This is a genomic window from Burkholderia diffusa, from assembly GCF_902499115.1.
GTDB classification, from domain to species: domain Bacteria; phylum Pseudomonadota; class Gammaproteobacteria; order Burkholderiales; family Burkholderiaceae; genus Burkholderia; species Burkholderia diffusa.
In genome coordinates this window covers 176,441-195,519 of record NZ_CABVPN010000004.1, presented here as the reverse complement: position 1 = coordinate 195,519, position 19,079 = coordinate 176,441, and the positions used below count along the sequence as shown (strand labels likewise).

Here is a 19,079-nt window from a genome sequence, read left to right as displayed (position 1 = left end):
CTGCCCGGGTGACGGGCAGAGCGGGTGCGCGGGGCGGATACTCCGTTGTTACTTGGCGGCGGTCTTCGTCGCGTCCTTGTGCCACGTGTAGACGACGAACTTGAACGCCTTCAGGTCGCCCTGTGCGTCATACGCGACCTTGCCGATCGGCGTGTCGAACGTCGTCTTGTGCATGTACGCGGCGACCTTCGTCGGGTCCGTCGTCTTCGCGCCTGCGATCGCGTCGGCGATGATCTTCACCGCTGCGTACGACGGCATCTGGAACGGGCCGTTCGGGTCGCGCTTCTTGTCCGCGAAGGCCTTCACCAGCGCCGCGTTGGCCGGGTCGGCCGAGAAGTCGGCCGGCAGCGTGACCAGCATGCCTTCCGAAGCCGGGCCGGCGATCGCCGTCACGTCCTTGTTGCCCACGCCTTCAGGCCCCATGAACGTGGCCTTCACGCCCTGCTCGCGCGCCTGGCGCATCAGCAGGCCCATTTCCGGGTGGTAGCCGCCGAAGTAGACGAAATCGACGCCTTGCGACTTCAGCTTCGTGATGATCGCCGAGTAGTCCGAATCGCCGGCGTTGATGCCTTCGAACAGGACGACCGGAATCTTCGCGGCTTCGAGGTCCTTCTTCACCGACGAAGCGATGCCCTGGCCGTACGACTGCTTGTCGTGCAGGACGGCGACCTTCTTCGGCTTCACGTTGTTGATGATGTAGTGCGCGGCGGCCGGGCCTTGCTGGTCGTCACGGCCGATCGTGCGGAAGATGAAGTGACGCTTCTTGCCTTCCGTCAGCTGCGGCGCGGTGGCCGACGGCGTGACCATCACGATGCCTTCGTTTTCGTAGATGTCGGATGCGGGGATCGTCGAACCCGAGCACACGTGGCCGATCACGTACTTGATCTTCTGGCTGACGATCTTGTTGGCGACGGCGACGGCCTGCTTCGGTTCGCATGCGTCGTCCATCTGCACGACTTCGAACTTGTTGCCGCCCGCACCGCCGGCCGCGTTGATCTGTTCGATCGCGGTCAGCGCGCCGGCCTTCACCATGTCGCCGTACTGGGCGACCGAGCCGCTCATCGGACCAGCGATGGCGATCTTCACGGTTTCCGCTTGCGCGGCGGCGGCGCCGGCGGCGAACAGCACGGCGGCGGCGGAAATGGACGTAAGACGGGACAGCGTCATCTGGGAGCTCCTCGATGTTGTTTAGTCATACGGGCAAAGGCGGCATGACTTGCGCAATCGAACAGCACCCGGGGCGAGGACATGGGACACGCCCGAGACACATGAAGACGGACCTGCGGATGGATGTTGCGTAGCGGGGCCCGGCTCTTGCAGTCCCCAACGGGGACGTCTGGTTCGGAAAGACATCGTGATGCGTCTTGCATTGCGCAAGCGTTTCGCCTGCCCCGCTTGCCAAATCGCTAGTTCGGAGGGATGGTCCGACAGCCGTTGGCAAGGCAGTCGAAATTATATGGGGGTTTTTAAATCGTCTGTCAAAAATGCCGCTTCTATGAGGGAAAACACGGAGAAACTTGGCTCGCGCGAGGTGGCGATTCGGGAGCAACCGAGATGGGCCGAGAACGTTTGCGGTGGGTGCAATTGGGTTGCGATTTTGGGTGAGTTGGTGGGCAGATTCCTTGCCGGGTGTGGGTTTCGGCGATTTGGTGTCACGCGTTTCCTGCTTCTTTGGATGCTTGGGGTCCGATCGTCGAAGATCAATCAACTGATGATTGTGTCGACTCGCACCGAGTCGGGGCGATGCATCTGTGCCGCCAATCCTTCTCTTTGCTGACATCAACCAGCGAAGCGAAAGCTGCTTGTGATTTTTATGAAATAATTCGAGCTCGCTTCTGCAATCCAGCCAGCCTTCCTGCGAGTCGCCCCCTCCGCGATTCGCAGTTGCTTCAGGGCCGCTTCGACACCCACACGTCGCCGAGCCGCCAGCCAGTGATCTGCCGTTTTTTCTCGATACATGTCACCTGGTTCGGATCCCGATGAATCATCCTCTCCGTTTTTCTTCCGCCGCCGCGCTTGCTTGTGCGCTTTCCGTTTCCATTGCCGACGCTTCGGGCCGCGATTCGCTGGTCGATCGTCCGGGCACTGCCAACGTGTTTCGTTCGGAACGTCGGGCCGGGGCTGCGCATGATGCGCGTGCGGCGCTCACGACGCGGCGCGCGAAGTACGCGGCGCCGATTGAACGCAGTCCGTTCGATACGCCTGATACGCGGCCGTTGCGGGTTTCGGGCGATACGCTCGAGCCGCAGCCTTCGGTCGAACGCGAGCCCGGCGATTCTGTATGGCCCTCGAATCGCGTCGCGCTCGGCGCGGGCGGCAGCGATAGCTTCGGTCGCGCGTTGCCACGACACGAACAGCGTGCGCTGAACTGGGATGAATATCTGAGGGCCAACGGGTCGCACGCGCCTGGCGGCAGGAATTCGTATGCGCCCACGCGACCTTTCGATGCCGCGCGCGGTCCGCACGGCGCGCCGAATCCGCACGATCCGTCAGTGCCGCAGCCGGAGACGCGGACGTTCTATGACAACGGCGCGGGTTCGCATTGCACGGCGACCGGCGGTGCGGGAACGTCGCGGTCGTCTTGCAATATTGCTTGGTGAGGCACGGGGCGATCGGCAGCGGCCTCACACAGCAAGTTGCGCAATCTCAGTCTGGTCACGCACGCAAAGCGCACGATGCGCATCGCCAAACGGCGACATCGCGCTAAAGCCGCCTCACCTCGGCGAAACCACAATCGCCGCCCGCCGATTCTGCATTCTCCCGGCTGGCGTCCGGTTATCCCCCACCGGATCGCTCTTCCCCTTCCCCACGATCGCAATCCGCTTCCTGTCCAGCCCGACGTCCACAAGCTCGATCGCCACCACCTCTGCCCGCCGCCGGGACAACTCGAGATCGTAGGCAGCCTCCCCCTCCTCGTCGGAGTACCCGTACACCCGCACCCCGTTGATCCCCGCCGACCTCAACGTCCTGCCAATCCGCTCGACGATCCGCCTGACATCCGGCTTGAGGTTATACCGATCGAAATCGAACAGAATCGGCCCCGTCGACCCGAACTCGAACCCCTGCTCGGTCTCCTGGAACCCGACCGACTTCAGCGCCGTGACCTGCGTCTGCGTGAGCCCCCGATGAAGCGGCGGCGTCTTGCATCCGCCAAGCAGCAGGCACAGAAGCACCGCGCTCGCGACGCACATTCGCCCAATGCTCACAGGCAACGAGTCATCCATGATCGCCCCCTTCGTACGCGCCCGCTTCGCGCGCGCTTATTATCCCGCCGCCGCGGCCTCGCCCACGGCGCGAAACGACAGACATCAAACCCGTCCCGCTACGCCCTCCGCCAGCTGCCACGACCCCGGCCGCGCACGCTTGGCGCGGTACATCGCGGCATCCGACGCGCGCAGCAAGCCGCTCGCGTCGGACGCATGATCGGGATACAGCGCAATACCGGCACTCATCATGGTGGCCACCATGCGCCCGTCGGACAGCTCGATCGACGGCACCATGCCGGACAAAATCTCGTCGGCGATCTGGCACACGCTGTCCGTATCGCGCACCGCCGTCAGCATCACCGCGAATTCATCGCCGCCCAGCCGCGCGACGAGATCGGTCTCGCGCACCTGCGCGCGCAACCGCGCCGCGATGCCGATCAGCACCGCGTCGCCCGCATCGTGGCCGAGACCGTCATTGATTTCCTTGAAGCGGTCGCAGTCGAGATACAGGACGGCAACCCGCTGCCCCGTCACCACGGCGTCGCAGAGGGCAACCGACAGACGCGACTCGAACTGCACGCGGTTGGGCAGCCCCGTGAGCGCATCGTGCGTCGCCTTGTGTTCGAGCGACGCGTTTTCGTCGCGCAGCGTGTTCTGCCAGTCTTCGAATTCGTCGAGCAATGCATTGAAGTCGTCGCCGAGCTGATTCAGTTCGGCGATCGCCACTGGCTCGACGCGACGCGCGAACGCACGCTCGCGGCGCGCGGCGTGCGCGACGTCGGCCAGCGCGCGCAGCGGCGCAACGATGTTGCGCAACAGACGCTTGGAGCTGACATACGCGCCGATCACGCTGACTGCCAGACAACCGAGAATGCCGCCGATGCCACCGATCAGGAACCCGAAGAACTGGTGCCCCCGGCCACGCACGATGACCTGGCCGATGACGACGCCGTCGTGCATCACCGCGGCGCTCACTGGCCCGGGAAGCGCCAGCGCGGCGACGCCGCGCTCGAGACGGGCGATCCGGCCTGCGGCGGGCAGTTTCCACGTCGCGAACAACTGGCCTTTGCCATCGGTGACGACCACCTGCGCGACGTCCTCGTCGTTGGCGATCGTCGCGATCGCCTCGTTCGCCGCGACACGGTCGCCGAACACGAGCGCTGCCTCGACCGTGTAACCGAGCGAGCGCGCCAGCAGGTTCAGGTTGTTGCCGGCGTACGCGCGCAACGCGATCACGGCGACGACGATCAGCGACACGGCGGCCATCGCGACCGCGACGAACGCAAGGCGCAAATGCGCGCGGCGCAACACGCTTTGCAGCGTCGAGCGCGATACACGTGAAGGCGAAATGGCGGGCCCCGAACGTGTCATGGCGTCAGCGTCCGCCGCGCGAGATTGAGCACGTTCGGATGCACGCGCACGCCACTGCGCGCGACGGCGTCGAGATTGATGTCGAACGTGACGCGTTCGCCTTCGACCGCGAGACAGAACATGCTGCCCGCGGTGCAGGACGGATCGTGTTCGGCGATGGTCAGCACCGGCCGGCCGACCAGCGCGGTCCTCACCCGCTTTCGCTCATCGTCTCCGAGCACGCCGAGATACACGACGTCGCATGCGACGCCGAGCGCGGGGTCGTCGAAGCGGACCCGCTGCACGTCGAGCACGGTCGAGCCGGCCTGTATCGTGCCGGTCAGGTCGCCCGCGTAGTCTGACCTGCCCGTCACGCACAGATGCAGGCGAACCGGTGTCGTCGGCCAGCGCGTGAAACTGATGATGCCGAGCACGACCTGGCGCACGGCGGAGTCGTGTGACGAAAAGGCGGGACTGGTGGGATTGACGGGTGTCGTGGTGGCGACGAGCCGCACCGTGTCGATCGGCGCGTCGGCATCGCCAGGCGCCCCGGCGAGAACGGAGGGCGCGACGCTCAGAGCGCAAACGATTGCGATGCATGCGTGGCGCAACGTGGCGACTCGGCCGGACCGGCCGGATGCCTTCCGCGCGGCGATTACCGCCGCGCCCGCTGGCGTCGATGCGGCCGCATGATTCTCGGCCGCCGCGCACATACTCGCATCCATGATGGAAACATCTGCTGCAGTCGTTCCCGGCGCTGCCCCTTCCTGCCATGCGCGTGCCGGCACCGTATCACACGCACGATTGCTTCCATCTTAGGTAAATATTCGTATCCCAAACCAGTGGGATACACCCGCGATTCATGTCGGAAAGTATGCGGAATCGGTGCTGTTCGTGGCGATGCGACGCCGAAGGATTGGCCAGCGAACAGGACGAACGTGCGAGTCAAACTTCATACGTTCCGCAGGGGTGCGCCAGACTGGTTTCCCCACGCAACGATGCGACGCCAGTGGAAGTTGCCGCGCGATTCCGTCGCCGGACGCAACGAATCCTTCACGCGATGCTCGACACAACGACGTTTCATTCGCCCCCGGAACGCATACCCGTTCCCGTCCTTCACGGACATGGCGGGCTCAGACGAGCGGTCGGCAAATTCGATCGAAGCAACCCGTCGCCAGATGCCCCATCGCGCCGGACGAGGGAGCGCGATTCGCGCATCACCGCGTTCGCGAGTATCCTTGCTGATCATTCGATTGCAGTTCCGCGCACCCGGCCGAAGCGCGCGTCGCCGACGCCGAGTGTCGATCATCAACCGTCTATCTCGTCTTCCCTCATGGACTTCGACGTAATCGTTCTGGGCGCGGGCATCGTCGGCGTCTCCGCCGCGCTGCACCTGCAGGATCGCGGCCGCAAGGTTGCCCTCGTCGACCGCGGCGCGCCCGGCGAAGGCACGAGCTTCGGCAACGCGGGGCTGATCGAGCGCTCGTCGATCGAACCGTATCCGTTCCCGCGCAGCCCGTTCACGCTGATGCGCTATGCGCTCAACCGCTCCACCGATCTCTATTGGCACAGCGCGTCGCTGCCCGCGTTCGCGCCGTGGCTCGCGCGTTTCTGGTGGGAATCGGCGCCGCTGCGTCACGCGGCAGCCTCGCGCGACATGCTGCCGCTGATCGAGCGCTGCATCGTCGAGCACGACGCGCTGATCGCGCGCGCCGGCGCCGGGGAACTGGTGCGCGCCAGCGGCTGGATGGAAGCGTTCCGCACGCCCGCCGCGTTCGAGCGCGCGGTCGCCGATGCGGGACTCACCGCGCGCCGCCACGGGCTCGGCATCACACCGCTCGATGCCGCGGCACTTCGCGCACGGGAGCCGAGCCTCGCTGCAGGCTTCTGCGGCGCGCTGCACTGGCTCGATCCGAAAAGCGTCGTCGATCCGTCCGCGCTCGTCAAAACCTACGCGCAACTCTTCGTGCAGGGCGGCGGCACGCTGCTCACCGGCGATGCCGCGAGCCTGGAGGCGCTGTCGCCCGGCTGGCAGGTCACGACGGACGACGGCAAGATCGCCGCGCCGGCCGTCGTCGTCGCGCTCGGCCCGTGGTCCGACACGGTATTCGGCAAGTTCGGCTACAAGATTCCGCTGCGCGAGAAGCGCGGCTACCACATGCACTACGCGCCGTCCGAACGCGGCGCGCCGTCGGCGCCGATCGTCGATCGCGAATACGGCTACGTGATCGCACCGATGCGGCGCGGACTGCGGCTGACCACCGGCGTCGAGATCGCGCGGCGCGGCCTGCCGCCGACGGGCGTGCAGCTCGATCGCGCGGAACGCGTCGCGCGCCCGGTGTTCGGCTTCGGCGAGCGGCTCGACCCGCACCCGTGGCTCGGCTTCCGGCCGTGCACGCCCGACATGCGGCCGGTGATCGGCCCCGCCCCGGCGCATCGCGGGATGTGGTTCTCGTTCGGGCACAACCATCACGGGTTGACGCTCGGCCCCGTCTCCGGCCGCCTGCTGGCCGAGATGATGACCGGCGAGACGCCGTTCACCGATCCGACGCCCTACCGCGCCGACCGCTTCTGATGCCGATCGCCCGCGCTCAGTCGAGGGCGCGGCCGAAGATCCGGATCACTTCGTCGAGATGCTCGGCCATCGCGCGGCGCGCGGCCTCCGGGTCGCGCGCGCGGATTGCATCGAGGATCGCGCGGTGTTCGAGCTCCGAGCGATGCGGCATGTCGTTCGGCATGTACAGCGACTGCAGCCGCTGGAACATCAGGTCGTACTTGTGCGCGAGCAGTTGCTTGATCATCAGCGCATACGCGGGGTTGTCGCTGGCTTCCGCGATACGGATATGGAACAGCCGATCGCCCGGATGCGTGAGCGACCCGCTACGGTTGTCTTCCTGGTTGCGCAGGAACGCCTCGTGAATCCCCTCGATCTGCGCGTCCGAGCCGTGTTTCGCGGCGAGCGACGCGGCTTCCGGCTCGATCAACCGGCGCGCCTGCAACAACGCGAACGGCGGGATTTCGGTATCGAGGTCGACAGCGATACCGAGCTCCGGATCGACCTCGACGATCGAGAACGGCGCGACCGTCGTGTCGATCCGCGGTTGCGGTGCGGTGGCCGCCTCGGGTTGGCGCACCTTCACGCCGTCGCCGACACGCACGCTGACGAGACCGTTCACCTCGAGCGCGATCAACGCCTCGCGCACCGATGTGCGCGACACGCCGAACTGCTCGGCCAGTTCGCGCTCGGGCGGGAGGTAACTGCCCGGCGGGAAGTCGCCCGACTCGATCATCGCGCTGAGCTTGTCGGCGATCTGCTGGTAGAGGCGGCGGTTCTGAATCGGCTGGATGGACATACGTTGATACAGGTAAGCGGTTGCGTTGCGGACGGTCTGACGAATGCCGCACCAGACTGATCGCGCCTATTCTATATGCCGGGCTTCATATCGTCCGGCACCGCATAGCACCGCGCGGCCGTACCGCCCCACAACGCGTCGCGCTCGGCCGCCGACAACCGCGCTTGTGCCCAGCGCTCGACCAGCGACGCCACTTCGTCGTACGACGCCGCGAGCAGACACACGGGCCAGTCCGAACCGAACATCAGCCGCTGCGGGCCAAACGCGTCGAGCGCCGCATCCAGGCATAGTTCGATGTGGCGGATGTCCTGCCCGCGCAGGCCGCGCCGCCAGTCCGTCTCGGTCACGAGCCCCGACAGCTTGCACACGACGTGCGGCATCGCACCCAGTTCGCGCAACGCCGCGCGCCAACGTGCGAGCGCGGTGTCGTCGCGGTCGAACTCGGCAAGCGCGGGCTTGCCGGCGTGATCCAGCACGAGCCAGTGCGCATCGTTGCGCGCACAGAACGCGCGCACGTCGCGCAACTGACGTTCGAACACGAGCACGTCGTACACGTAACCGTTCGCCTGCAGCCATGCGACGCCGCGATTGAACGCGGGATCCGCGACGAACGCGCCGACGTCGGCCTCGTCCTGCAGCAGGTGACGAAAGCCGCGAAGCTTCGGGCTGCGCCATTCCGCGATACGCTCGGCGAGCGCCGGCGCGCCGAGGTCCTCCCAGCCGACTACCGCCGCGATGCGCGCTTCGTCGCGGGCCAGATCGAGCAGGAATGCCGTCTCGTCGCGTCCGACGCGCGCCTGCACCGCGATCGACGCACCGAACGCCTGCGCACGCATCTGCGGCCACAGCGCGTCGGGCATGTAATCGCGGGCGAGCACGCCCATTCCGGCGCCGATCCATGGAAATTCGGCCGCGCGGTAACGCCAGAAGTGCTGATGAGAATCGATGCGCACTGCGCTCATGGTGTCCTCGCCTTTCGCCGTCGTCCGCCGTGTCAGGTCACGTCACGTTCAGTCGTACAGCACCGCCGTGATTTTCGGGTCGTCGATGTTGGTCTTGTCGTACCAGTAGAAACCGGTATCGATGACCTTCGGCAGCTTCTCGCCCTTGATCGCCTTCACGGCCGCCTCGACGGTCTTGTAGCCGATCCCGACAGGATTCTGCGTGATCGCGCCGGCCATGATCCCGCTGCGGATCGCATCCTTCTGCTGCTTGCCGGAATCGTAGCCGATGATCACGACCTTGCGCTTCATCTCGCGCACGCCGTTCACCACGCCGATCGCCGAGCCTTCGTTGGTGCCGAAAACGCCCTTGAGCTTCGGGTACGCCTGCAGGATCGACTTCGTCACTTCGGTCGACTTCAGCTGGTCGCCCTCGCCGTACTGCACGGTCACGATCCGCACCTTCGGGTGCGCCGATTTCATCCGTTCGAGAAAACCGTCGCGGCGATCGATGCCGGTGCGGCTCGTCTGGTCGTGCGCGACCACGGCCACCTCGCCCTCGTCGCCGATCAGCGCGGCGAGCTTGTCTGCGGCGAGCGCGGCGGCGGCCTTGTTGTTGGTCGCGGCGGTCGTCACCGGGATGTCGCTGTCGACGCCCGAGTCGAACGCGATGACCGGGATCTTCTCGGCCTGCGCCTTCTTCAGGAGCGGTAACGCGGCCTTGCTGTCGAGCGCCGCGAAGCCGAGCGCCGCCGGCTTCTTCGCGATCGCGGCGGACAGCATGTCGATCTGCTTGTCGACCATCGCCTCGGTTTCGGGGCCTTCGAACGTCACCTTCACCTTGTAGTCCTTCGCTGCCTGCATCGCGCCCGCCTTCACGGCCTGCCAGAACTGATGCTGGAAGCCCTTCGAAATCAGCGGGATGTAGGTTTCCTGCGCCTGCGCGCCGGCCGTCACGCCAACGGCGAACGCCAGTCCGACGATCGCGTTCAACACCTTGCTCCTGATCACTTCGCGTCTCCTTGGTTGGTATCGACTGAAATGCCGGACGGGCCGGCGGTGAAGCACATGTGTGTTCGTGCGTGCGTCAGCGGCGCCGCCGGCGCAGGATGTCCACGTAGACGGCGAGGATGATGATCACGCCCGTGACGACCGTCTGCCATTCCTGCGCGACCGACATGATGCGCAGGCCGTTGGTCAGCACGCTCATGATGAACGCGCCGATGATGGTGCCGACGATGCTGCCCGCGCCGCCCGACAGCGACGTGCCGCCGATCACGACGGCCGCGATCGCATCGAGCTCGTAGCCCTGTCCGAGCGCGGGCTGCGCGGAATTCAGCCGCGACGCGATCAGGAGCCCGGCGATCCCGCACACCGCGCCGCTGAACGTATAGACGGCGATCTTCCACGCGTCGACGTTCACGCCGGACAGCCGCAGCGCTTCCTCGTTGCTGCCGAGCGCGAACGTGTAGCGGCCGAAGATGGTCCGGTTCAGCACGATCGATGCGCCGGCCGCGACGAGGAACAGGATCAGCACCGCGTTCGGAATCGGCAGCGCGGGAATCAGGCTGCCGATCAGCGAATCCTGCGCAATCGACGTGAAGCCCGGCGTGTCGTTGAAGTAGATCGGCCGCGTGCCCGAGATCACGAGCGACAGCCCCTTGAGCAGCATCATCATCCCGAGCGTCGCGATGAACGGCGGCACCTTCATCTTCGCGATCACGAAACCCGACACACTGCCCGACAACGCGCCGAAGCACAGCGCGGCCAGGATCCCGAGCGGCAGCGGCATGCCCCAGTTCGTCAGCACGACGCCGGCCATCACCGCGCAGAACGTCATCAGGGTGCCGACCGACAGGTCGATGCCCGACGAGATGATCACGTAGGTACACGCGACCGCCAGCACGCCGTTCACGGCGGTGGCCTGCAGGATCGTCACGAGGTTGTCGACTTCGAGGAAGTTCGACGACGCGAAGCTGAAGAACACGATCAGCAGCACGAGGCTCGCGAACGCGAGCAGCTTCTGCCGCGCGGCCGGGTTGAAGAAGCGCGACTTCAGGCTCGATGCGGCGGCCGGCGTATCGCCGGAAGCCAGGGGCGGGACGGGATGCGTATCGTTGGACATGGTCGGTAGGCGTATGAATCGGCGTCCGAATCAGGACAAAACGGTCGACTCGCGCTGCGTTGCGAGCTGCATGATCTTTTCCTGCGTGGCGTCGGCCGCGCGCAATTCGCCGGTCACGCGCCCTTCGCACATCACGAGAATCCGGTGGCTCATGCGCAGCACCTCGGGCAACTCCGACGAGATCATCACGATCGCCTTGCCGTCGGCGGCGAGCGCGTCGAGCAGCTTGTAGATCTCGCTTTTCGCGCCGACGTCGATGCCGCGCGTCGGCTCGTCGAAGAACAGGATGTCGCAGTCGCGCAGCAGCCACTTCGCGATCACGATCTTCTGCTGGTTGCCGCCCGACAGGAGGCGCGCCGGCTGCGCGACCGACGGCGTGCGGATCGCGAGCTGCCGCACGTACGACTGCGCGGTGTCCCGCATCCCGCGCGCATCGAGGAACATGCCGCGGCGCACGAAGCGCTGCATGCTCGACAGCGCGATGTTGTTCTGCACGTCCATCCCGAGCGCGAGCCCGAAGTGCTTGCGGTCCTCCGACAGATAACCGATCCCGTGCGCGACCGCGTCGGCCGGCGTGCGGATCGTCACGGTCTTGCCGTGCACGCGAATCTCGCCCGCGTCGACCGGGTCCGCGCCGAACACCGCGCGCGCGACCTCGGTGCGGCCCGCACCCATCAGCCCCGCGAAGCCGAGAATCTCGCCGCGCCGCACCGTGAAGCCGACGTCGCGGATCGCGCGGCCGCGCGACAGCCCGCGCACGTCGAGCGCGACGTCGTTGGCCGAGGTATCGGGCGGCGTGCGGAACGTCGTATCGAGCTGGCGACCGACCATCATCGCGATGATCGCGTCCATCGACGTGTCCGCCATCGGCACGGTCGCGACGTACTTGCCATCGCGCATCACCGTCACGCGATCGGCGATCTGGCGCAGCTCGTCCATCTTGTGCGAGATGTAGACGATGCCGACGCCGTGCGCGCGCAGGTCGCCGATGATGCGGAACAGCTCGGCGATCTCCGCGTTGTTCAGCGCGGCGGTCGGCTCGTCCATGATCAGCACGCGCGAGTCGAACGACAGCGCCTTCGCGATCTCGACCATCTGCTGCTTCGCGACCGTCAGCCTGCCGACCGGCGTGCGCGGATCGAGATCGAGCCGCATCCGTTGAAAGATCGCGGCCGCGTCGCGGTTGAGCGTGTCCTCGTCGACGAACACGCCGAAGCGGCCGCGCGGCTCGCGCCCGATGAAGATGTTCTGCGCGACGCTCAGGTGGTTCATCAGGTTCAGCTCCTGATGAATGATGCCGATGCCGAGCGCCTGCGCGGCGCGCGGATCGTCGATCTCCACCGCGCGGCCGTCCATCCGGATCTCGCCTTCGTCCTTCTGATAAACACCCGCGAGAATCTTCATCAACGTCGACTTGCCGGCGCCGTTCTCGCCCATCAGCGCGTGGACTTCGCCGGCATGCAGGTCGAACCGGCAATCGTCGAGCGCCTGCACGCCCGGGAAGCGCTTGCCGATGCCTGTCAGCGCAATCAGCGCGGCGGGTTCGGCGGGCGCGGCGGGTGCGGCGGTCGGGTTCAGATCGGGTTGCATGACTCGATGGCCTCAGCCGATCGCGCGATCGAGATGCGTATAGCCGCCGTCGACGAACAGCCACTGGCCCGTCGTGTGCGACGCGCGCGCCGACAGCAGGAACACGGCCGTGTCGGCGATCTCGTCGGCGGTCGTGAAGCGCTTGCCGAGCGGCACCTTGCCGGCGATTTCCGCGAGCTTCGCTTCGGGGTCGTCGAAACCGGCGATCCAGGTCTGGTAGAGCGGCGTCATCACCTCGGCCGGAATCACGGCGTTCACGCGCACGCCGTCGTCGCGCAATGCGACGGCCCATTCGCGCGTCAGCGCGAGTTGCGCGCCCTTCGATGCGCAATAGCCGCTCGTGTTGCCCTGCCCGGTGACGGCCGTCTTCGACGAGATGTTGACGATCGCGCCGCGCGTCGCCTTCAAGTGCGGCACGCAGTAATGCGCCATCACGTAGTAGTGGATCAGGTTGCGTTGGAGCGATGCGACGAACGCGTCGCACCCGGCGTCGAGCCCGACGCTGTCGTTGATGCCCGCGTTGTTGACGAGGCCGTCGATGCGGCCGAAGTGCGCGATGGTTTGCGCGACCGCGTCGCGGCATTGCGCGTCGTCCTGCAGTTCGACGGACACGCACGCGGCGCGCGGCTGTTGCTGCGTGAGGGCGCGCCAGAAGCCGTCGTCCGGCGTGTGGCGCGCGAATATCACCGGAATCGCGCCTTCGCCGGCCAGCCGCATCGAGATCGCGGCGCCGATGCCCGATGCGCCGCCGGTCACGATCACGATCTTGTCTTGCAGATTCAAATCCACTTCGCGTCTCCGTCGTTCATGTTGTCGCCGCGCGGGCCGCGCGCGGTGCATCGCGCGTCGTCGTGCTGCGTGCCGCGTGCTTCAGCCGCGGAATCGATACCGCTCCAGCGATTCGGGCTTCATCTCGATCGAGAAGCCGGGCGCCGTCGGCGGCATGTAGGCCGCGCCGCGCACGACGCACGGCTCGACGAAATGCTCGTGCAGGTGGTCGACGTATTCGGTCACGCGCCCTTCCTTCGTGCCGGCAATACACACATAGTCGATCATCGACAGATGCTGCACGTATTCGCACAGCCCGACGCCGCCCGCGTGCGGACACACCGCCAGCCCGTATTTCGCGGCCAGCAGCATCACCGCGAGAATCTCGTTGACGCCGCCGAGCCGGCACGCGTCGATCTGCACGATGTCGATCGCGCCGCGCGCGATGAATTGCTTGAACAGCACGCGGTTCTGGCACATCTCGCCGGTCGCGACCTGCACGGGCGCGATCGCCTCGCGGATCTTGCGATGCCCTTCGACGTCGTCGGGGCTCGTCGGCTCCTCGATGAACCACGGCTTCGCGAACGCCAGCTCGCGCACCCAGTCGATCGCTTCGTCCACCTCCCACACCTGGTTCGCGTCGATCATCAGCTTGCGGTCCGGGCCGATCACCTCGCGCGCGATCGTCACGCGACGGATGTCGTGCTCCAGGTTCGCGCCCACCTTCAGCTTCACGTAGTCGAAACCGGCGTCCACCGCCTCACGGCACAACCGACGCAGCTTGTCGTCGCTGTAGCCGAGCCAGCCCGCCGACGTCGTGTAGCACGGGTAGCCTTCGCGCTCGAGCGTCGCGATCCGCGCCGCCTTGCCCGGCGCCTGCCGTCGCAGCAGGTCGAGCGCCTCGTCCTGCGTCAGGCAGTCGGTCAGGTAGCGGAAATCGATCGCGCGCACGATCTCCTCGGGGCTCATGTCCGCGACGAGCCGCCACAGCGGCTTGCCCACCGACTTCGCCCACAAATCCCACACCGCGTTGACGACGGCGCCCGTCGCCAGATGGATCGCGCCCTTGTCGGGGCCGATCCAGCGCAACTGGCTGTCCGACGTCACGTGCCGCCAGAAGCGGCCCATGTCCTCGCGGATCCAGTCGAGGTCGAGGCCGACGACGAGGTGACGCATCGCGTCGATCGCCGCGCAGCAGATTTCGTTGCCGCGCCCGATGGTGAACGTGAGCCCGTGGCCTTCGAGCCCGTCGTGGTCGGTTTCCAGCACGACGTACGCGGCCGAATAATCGGGGTCCGGATTCATCGCATCGGAGCCGTCGAGCTGCTGCGAGGTCGGGAAGCGCACGTCGAGGACGCGCATCGATCGAATGATAGGCATGACGAACGGTCCGTAAAAGGAAATCAGGCCTGCACGGTGCGCTGGCGCTGCTCGCCGAGCCCGTCGATGCCGAGCGTGATCACCTGCCCGGCGCGCAGATAGACCGGCGGCTTCTGCCCGAGGCCGACGCCCGGCGGCGTGCCGGTCGAGATCACGTCGCCCGGCTGCAGGCTCATGAAGCGGCTCAGATAGCTGATCAGGTGCGGCACCCGGAACACCATCGTCGCGGTCGTGCCGTTCTGGTAGCGGTGGCCGTCCACCTCGAGCCACAACCGCAGCGCGTGCGGATCGGGGACTTCGTCGGCCGTCACGAGCCACGGGCCGAGCGGGCCGAACGTGTCGTTGCCCTTGCCCTTGTCCCACGTGCCGCCGCGTTCGAGCTGGTATTCGCGCTCCGACACGTCGTTCACCACGCAGTAGCCGGCGACGTGCGACAGCGCGTCGGTTTCGTCGATGTAGCGGCCACCCTGGCCGATCACCACGCCGAGCTCGACTTCCCAGTCGGTCTTCTCCGAGCCGCGCGGAATCTCGACGTCGTCGTTCGGCCCGGAGATCGCGCTCGTCCATTTGCCGAACACGACCGGCTCCTTCGGGACTTCCATCCCGGATTCGGCCGCGTGGTCGGAATAGTTGAGCCCGATGCAGATGAACTTGCCGACGCGGCCGACGCACGCGCCGAGCCGCGGCGAGCCTTCGACGAGCGGCAGCGAGGACGGGTCGATGTCACGCAGCCGCGCGAGCGACGCGGGTGTGAGCGCATCGCCTGCGATGTCGTCGATCACGCCCGACAGGTCGCGAATCCTTCCCTGCGCATCGAGCAGGCCCGGTTTTTCGTGGTGCTTGTCGCCAAATCTCAGCAGTTTCATGTTGTGTGAGGAAACGGAAGGTGAAGAGGAAGACGCGGTCAGTTCGACCAGCCGCCATCGATCAGGTGAATCGCGCCGGTCGTAAACGACGCTTCGTCGGACGCGAGGTACAGCGCGAGCGCGGCCACTTCTTCCGCGGTGCCGATGCGGCCGATCGGCTGGCGCGCGACGAACGCCTGGCGCACCTCGTCGGTCGACACCTGGCGCGTGCGCGCCTGGTCCGCGATCCGCTGCTCCAGCGACGGCGACTCGATCGTGCCCGGGCAGATCGCGTTGCAGCGGATGCCCCGCTCGACGAAATCGGCAGCGACGGCCTTGGTCAGGCCGATCACGGCCGCCTTGGTGGTGCCGTACACGAAGCGGTTCGGCACGCCCTTCACGCTCGACGCGGCCGATGCCATGTTGATGATCGACGCGCCGCCCGCTTCCAGCATCGCCGGCAGCAGCGCGCGGATCAGCCGGTACATCGACGTGACGTTGAGGTTCAGCGAGAACGCCCACGCGGCATCGTCGCAATCGAGGATCGAGCCGTGGTGCACGAACCCCGCGCAGTTAAAGAGCACGTCGAACGCGCGCGCCTGCGCGGCGAGTGCCGAAACGTCGCCCGCATCGGTCACGTCGAGCCGCCGCGTGGCCAGCCTGCCGCCGGCGCGTTCGGCGTCGGCCGCGAGTTGCGCGAGCGCAGCCTCGTTGATGTCGGTCGCCAGCACGTCGGCCCCCTCGCTTGCGAACCGCAGCGCGGTCGCGCGGCCGATACCCTGCCCGGCCGCCGTCACCAGCGCGCGCTTGCCCTGCAATCTCATGAGCACCACTCCTGTAGAAGCCGGTCGAGCCGACTAATTGGCACAAAGGACCAAAGGTCCAACCAATCATAGGACAGATTCCGGATTTGTCACGATCGCGGGATTCAGTATTTTCCCGAACGGCAGAATCGGGGCGGCGGCGGTGCCCCGGACTTCGGCGACCGTCTCGTTCTGATTCCGGCGCCCAACCACCTGTCCCGCAAAGCCAATACCGGCGGGGGTTTGCGCCGGCCACGGGCGCCTGGGTCGCGCCGCCGTCGCGGCGAAACTGACAAAAAAGTCATGTTCCCGTCAGGGTGTCAACGGGGGGCGCGCGCGATCATGATGTTGCCGGACCGCGCTTCCCGGATCACCGCACCCCGCCCGTCGCCGATCCCTGACGGGCACCTCCGTCCCCCGCGGTGTCCACGTGACTGAGCGAGCAGACACGGCGGCGCGGGCCGATTTTCCGCCCCGGGCGTTCGCGTCCGGGGCGCTTTTGTCGTTGGTCTTACACGCTTTTGTCGTTGGTTTTTCAAGAAAATGCGCGTCGATTGTTTCTGAATCGGCAAAAGGTAATTTGAGCCAGACAGGATGTTTTTTCCGGTCACAGACGCTTACATTTAGCGCACCACTCATGGAAACCGCTACGGAATCGCCGTCGGGTAGTGACATCCACTGCCACGGCCGAAACCGCACGAGCTTTAGGAAACGGCAAATGAAGGCCTCCAAATCCCTGCCTGTGCTCGATCCCGCCGACGTCCACGTCGAAATTCTGGAACGCTCCGATACGCTGCTCGTCGTTCGCTGGGTCGAGCCCGGCCGCTGTCATTACGGCGAACAGCGCTGGCGCCGCCGCTTCGCGCAGCGCACCGGCACCTGTGCGCTGTCGCGCCAGGTCATCCAGCGCGGCGACGAAGTCTTCCGCCCGGCCGAGCGCCCGGCACCGGCGAACGCGGCCGCGATGATCTCCGCCGCCGAAGTGCTGGCCCTGGCCGGCAGCCGGTAACGCGCAAGCCGGCCTAGAACCACCGATCTAGTTCCCCCGCTTGTCTGCCCCGCCCGCGCGGACTATCGTTACAGCATTCAATGTAACGATTACGCGTCGTGGCGCACCGGCCACGCCGATGGAGGCAGACATGCACGCATGGAGCGCGCGCCACGTCCCGGCGCAAGGCGGCAAAGTTGCGGTCGTGACCGGCGCCAACAGCGGGCTCGGCTGGCACATCGCGGAAACGCTGGCCGCCAAGGGCGCAACCGTCGTAATGGGCTGCCGTGACGCCGCGCGCGCCGCGCAGGCCGCCGATGCGATCCGTCGGTTCCATCCCGCCGCACGGGTCGAAGTCGATCCGCTCGACCTCGCCGATCTCGCGTCGATCCAGCGCTTCGCCGCCGACGTCTCCGACCGCCACGGCCGCGTCGACATCCTCTGCAACAACGCAGGCGTGATGTTCCTGCCGCTGCGGCACACGCAAGACGGCTTCGAGATGCAGTTCGGCACCAACCACCTCGGCCATTTCGCGTTGACCGGCCATCTGCTGCCCGCGCTGCGCGCCGCGCGGCGCGCGCGGGTCGTGACGATGTCGAGCGGCTTGAACCGCGGCGGCCGGATCCGCGTCGACGACCTTCGGGCCGAACACCGTTACAACCGTTATCTCGCCTACTGCGACAGCAAGCTCGCCAACCTCGTGTTCGCGATCGAACTGCAGCGCCGCTTCCAGCGCGCGGCGTTCGCGGGCATCAGCGTCGCCGCGCATCCCGGCTACGCGGCAACCAATCTGCAGTTCGCGGGCCCCGCGATGGACCGTTCGCCCACGCGCGCCGCGCTGATGCGCGCGGCGAACCGTTATCTCGCGCAACCGGCCGACCAGGGTGCGCTTCCCGCGATTCACGCTGCGACGTCGCCCGACCTCACCGGCGGCTCGTACGTCGGACCGTCCGGCTGGTTCGAGTCGCGCGGCCTGCCGGCACCGGCAAGCGTGCCGCGCGCGGCACGCGACGTGGCGACCGCCGCGCTGCTGTGGGAGGCCTCCGAAGCCGCGACGGGCGTGCGTTTCCTGAGCTCGGGCGTGGCCGAGGGTCGCCTGCCCGCCACGCCGCTCGACACGTCGGCCGAGACACGTTGAATCGCGCCCTCACCTCAACATTCATCATACTTATTACACTTACAGAAACGAAAGCTTGGTGAAAGCCTGATTGGACAGCCCACTGTTACCAGTCCGGAAACAATCTATCGTCAAAATCAGCGTTTACCCTCAACCACCCGGTGACTAAGATTTAGTCAATCGCTGCAGACATGGTGTCGCAAGCGAACCCAATAAAACACCGGAGGTCATCATGAAATCGCTCGTTTCCGCAGTCGTTGCCGCTGTCGCCCTGTCCGCTTCGTTCGGCGCTTTCGCACAAAGCACCGTGACCCGCGCACAAGTCCGCAACGAACTGGTCCAGCTCGAACAAGCCGGCTACAAGCCGGGCGTGTCGAGCCCGTATTACCCGAACGACATCCAGTCGGCGGAAGCGCGTGTTCATGGTGCCGACGCCAGCGGCTACGGCGCGCAACCGGCTCCGGTCGTCCACTCGGGCGCCCCGGTTGCCGCAGCGTCGTCGAACGCTCGCGACTCGATCTTCTTCGGCCAGTAAGCCGACGCGCCCTGACGGGCGCACCGCGCACGGCGCGACGAAGCTGTACCCGGACGAGCCCCTGATGCGGGCTCGTCT

At 66.5% G+C, this 19,079-nt stretch carries 18 protein-coding genes; 4 read left to right on the top strand and 14 right to left on the bottom strand.

Going from position 1 to position 19,079, the window contains the following annotated elements; translation table 11 throughout:
* Positions 1-48: 48 nt before the first annotated feature.
* The 5 genes from BTE28158_RS05810 to yfiR all read right to left on the bottom strand — a co-directional run bounded on the left by BTE28158_RS05810 (position 49) and on the right by yfiR (position 5,281).
* Positions 49-1,167, bottom strand: coding sequence for a branched-chain amino acid ABC transporter substrate-binding protein (locus BTE28158_RS05810; protein WP_059534285.1), 1,119 nt, complete (start codon positions 1,165-1,167; stop codon positions 49-51).
* A gap of 722 nt (positions 1,168-1,889) precedes the next feature.
* Complete coding sequence (locus BTE28158_RS05805) at positions 1,890-2,351, bottom strand: hypothetical protein (protein ID WP_170296372.1); 462 nt, start codon at positions 2,349-2,351, stop codon at positions 1,890-1,892.
* Between the two features lie 363 nt (positions 2,352-2,714).
* Positions 2,715-3,224: an outer membrane lipoprotein YfiB gene (gene yfiB / locus BTE28158_RS05800; RefSeq protein ID WP_151047552.1), complete on the bottom strand. Its 510-nt coding sequence runs from the start codon at positions 3,222-3,224 to the stop codon at positions 2,715-2,717.
* A gap of 84 nt (positions 3,225-3,308) precedes the next feature.
* Positions 3,309-4,577, bottom strand: coding sequence for a diguanylate cyclase DgcN/YfiN (dgcN, locus tag BTE28158_RS05795; protein WP_151047554.1), 1,269 nt, complete (start codon positions 4,575-4,577; stop codon positions 3,309-3,311).
* Positions 4,574-5,281 carry a regulatory sequestration protein YfiR gene (gene yfiR / locus BTE28158_RS05790; protein ID WP_151047557.1) on the bottom strand — a complete coding sequence of 236 codons (708 nt, stop codon included), beginning with the start codon at positions 5,279-5,281 and terminating at the stop codon, positions 4,574-4,576. Before yfiR ends, dgcN begins: the two co-directional genes overlap by 4 nt.
* A gap of 608 nt (positions 5,282-5,889) precedes the next feature.
* Here yfiR and BTE28158_RS05785 point away from each other — a divergent pair.
* Positions 5,890-7,131 carry an NAD(P)/FAD-dependent oxidoreductase gene (locus BTE28158_RS05785; protein ID WP_124622072.1) on the top strand — a complete coding sequence of 414 codons (1,242 nt, stop codon included), beginning with the start codon at positions 5,890-5,892 and terminating at the stop codon, positions 7,129-7,131.
* Positions 7,132-7,147: 16 nt separating this feature from the next.
* Here BTE28158_RS05785 and BTE28158_RS05780 read toward each other — a convergent pair whose 3' ends face one another.
* From BTE28158_RS05780 to BTE28158_RS05740, 9 genes are all read right to left on the bottom strand, one after another.
* Complete coding sequence (locus tag BTE28158_RS05780) at positions 7,148-7,909, bottom strand: FadR/GntR family transcriptional regulator (protein ID WP_124622074.1); 762 nt, start codon at positions 7,907-7,909, stop codon at positions 7,148-7,150.
* 71 nt (positions 7,910-7,980) lie between these two features.
* On the bottom strand, positions 7,981-8,871 hold the full coding sequence (locus tag BTE28158_RS05775; RefSeq protein ID WP_151047560.1) for an L-fucono-1,5-lactonase: 891 nt from the start codon (positions 8,869-8,871) through the stop codon (positions 7,981-7,983).
* A gap of 48 nt (positions 8,872-8,919) precedes the next feature.
* Positions 8,920-9,861 (bottom strand): ABC transporter substrate-binding protein, encoded by a 942-nt coding sequence (locus BTE28158_RS05770; protein WP_059600212.1) that lies wholly within the window; start codon positions 9,859-9,861, stop codon positions 8,920-8,922.
* A gap of 76 nt (positions 9,862-9,937) precedes the next feature.
* Entirely contained in the window at positions 9,938-10,975 is a 1,038-nt protein-coding gene (locus BTE28158_RS05765; RefSeq protein WP_059685655.1) for an ABC transporter permease, read from the bottom strand.
* Between the two features lie 30 nt (positions 10,976-11,005).
* Positions 11,006-12,565, bottom strand: coding sequence for a sugar ABC transporter ATP-binding protein (locus BTE28158_RS05760; protein ID WP_151047563.1), 1,560 nt, complete (start codon positions 12,563-12,565; stop codon positions 11,006-11,008).
* 12 nt (positions 12,566-12,577) lie between these two features.
* The gene (locus BTE28158_RS05755; RefSeq protein WP_151047565.1) at positions 12,578-13,354 is read right to left on the bottom strand and encodes an SDR family oxidoreductase; all 777 of its coding nucleotides are present in this window, start codon (positions 13,352-13,354) and stop codon (positions 12,578-12,580) included.
* 81 nt (positions 13,355-13,435) lie between these two features.
* On the bottom strand, positions 13,436-14,713 hold the full coding sequence (locus tag BTE28158_RS05750) for an L-fuconate dehydratase (RefSeq protein ID WP_124622079.1): 1,278 nt from the start codon (positions 14,711-14,713) through the stop codon (positions 13,436-13,438).
* Between the two features lie 23 nt (positions 14,714-14,736).
* The gene (locus BTE28158_RS05745; RefSeq protein ID WP_151047567.1) at positions 14,737-15,579 is read right to left on the bottom strand and encodes an ureidoglycolate lyase; all 843 of its coding nucleotides are present in this window, start codon (positions 15,577-15,579) and stop codon (positions 14,737-14,739) included.
* 38 nt (positions 15,580-15,617) lie between these two features.
* Positions 15,618-16,382 carry an SDR family oxidoreductase gene (locus BTE28158_RS05740; RefSeq protein ID WP_059600218.1) on the bottom strand — a complete coding sequence of 255 codons (765 nt, stop codon included), beginning with the start codon at positions 16,380-16,382 and terminating at the stop codon, positions 15,618-15,620.
* Between the two features lie 697 nt (positions 16,383-17,079).
* On the opposite strand from BTE28158_RS05740, the gene BTE28158_RS05735 reads away from it, so the two are divergent.
* The 3 genes from BTE28158_RS05735 (at position 17,080) to BTE28158_RS05725 (ending at position 19,001) form a co-directional block, all read left to right on the top strand.
* Complete coding sequence (locus BTE28158_RS05735; RefSeq protein WP_044847789.1) at positions 17,080-17,370, top strand: DUF3331 domain-containing protein; 291 nt, start codon at positions 17,080-17,082, stop codon at positions 17,368-17,370.
* A gap of 130 nt (positions 17,371-17,500) precedes the next feature.
* Positions 17,501-18,487 carry an oxidoreductase gene (locus tag BTE28158_RS05730; RefSeq protein ID WP_151047569.1) on the top strand — a complete coding sequence of 329 codons (987 nt, stop codon included), beginning with the start codon at positions 17,501-17,503 and terminating at the stop codon, positions 18,485-18,487.
* A gap of 211 nt (positions 18,488-18,698) precedes the next feature.
* Positions 18,699-19,001: a DUF4148 domain-containing protein gene (locus BTE28158_RS05725; protein WP_059600219.1), complete on the top strand. Its 303-nt coding sequence runs from the start codon at positions 18,699-18,701 to the stop codon at positions 18,999-19,001.
* The last annotated feature ends 78 nt before the right edge of the window (positions 19,002-19,079 follow it).

What these genes read in the sequence shown, in the direction of transcription:
- BTE28158_RS05810 (WP_059534285.1), bottom strand. Translation starts at nt 1,167, where the DNA reads ATGACGCTGTCCCGTCTTACGTCCATTTCCGCCGCCGCCGTGCTGTTC.
- yfiB (WP_151047552.1), bottom strand. Translation starts at nt 3,224, where the DNA reads ATGGATGACTCGTTGCCTGTGAGCATTGGGCGAATGTGCGTCGCGAGC.
- dgcN (WP_151047554.1), bottom strand. Translation starts at nt 4,577, where the DNA reads ATGACACGTTCGGGGCCCGCCATTTCGCCTTCACGTGTATCGCGCTCG.
- yfiR (WP_151047557.1), bottom strand. Translation starts at nt 5,281, where the DNA reads ATGGATGCGAGTATGTGCGCGGCGGCCGAGAATCATGCGGCCGCATCG.
- BTE28158_RS05785 (WP_124622072.1), top strand. Translation starts at nt 5,890, where the DNA reads ATGGACTTCGACGTAATCGTTCTGGGCGCGGGCATCGTCGGCGTCTCC.
- BTE28158_RS05780 (WP_124622074.1), bottom strand. Translation starts at nt 7,909, where the DNA reads ATGTCCATCCAGCCGATTCAGAACCGCCGCCTCTACCAGCAGATCGCC.
- BTE28158_RS05775 (WP_151047560.1), bottom strand. Translation starts at nt 8,871, where the DNA reads ATGAGCGCAGTGCGCATCGATTCTCATCAGCACTTCTGGCGTTACCGC.
- BTE28158_RS05765 (WP_059685655.1), bottom strand. Translation starts at nt 10,975, where the DNA reads ATGTCCAACGATACGCATCCCGTCCCGCCCCTGGCTTCCGGCGATACG.
- BTE28158_RS05760 (WP_151047563.1), bottom strand. Translation starts at nt 12,565, where the DNA reads ATGCAACCCGATCTGAACCCGACCGCCGCACCCGCCGCGCCCGCCGAA.
- BTE28158_RS05750 (WP_124622079.1), bottom strand. Translation starts at nt 14,713, where the DNA reads ATGCCTATCATTCGATCGATGCGCGTCCTCGACGTGCGCTTCCCGACC.
- BTE28158_RS05745 (WP_151047567.1), bottom strand. Translation starts at nt 15,579, where the DNA reads ATGAAACTGCTGAGATTTGGCGACAAGCACCACGAAAAACCGGGCCTG.
- BTE28158_RS05740 (WP_059600218.1), bottom strand. Translation starts at nt 16,382, where the DNA reads ATGAGATTGCAGGGCAAGCGCGCGCTGGTGACGGCGGCCGGGCAGGGT.
- BTE28158_RS05735 (WP_044847789.1), top strand. Translation starts at nt 17,080, where the DNA reads ATGAAGGCCTCCAAATCCCTGCCTGTGCTCGATCCCGCCGACGTCCAC.
- BTE28158_RS05730 (WP_151047569.1), top strand. Translation starts at nt 17,501, where the DNA reads ATGCACGCATGGAGCGCGCGCCACGTCCCGGCGCAAGGCGGCAAAGTT.
- BTE28158_RS05725 (WP_059600219.1), top strand. Translation starts at nt 18,699, where the DNA reads ATGAAATCGCTCGTTTCCGCAGTCGTTGCCGCTGTCGCCCTGTCCGCT.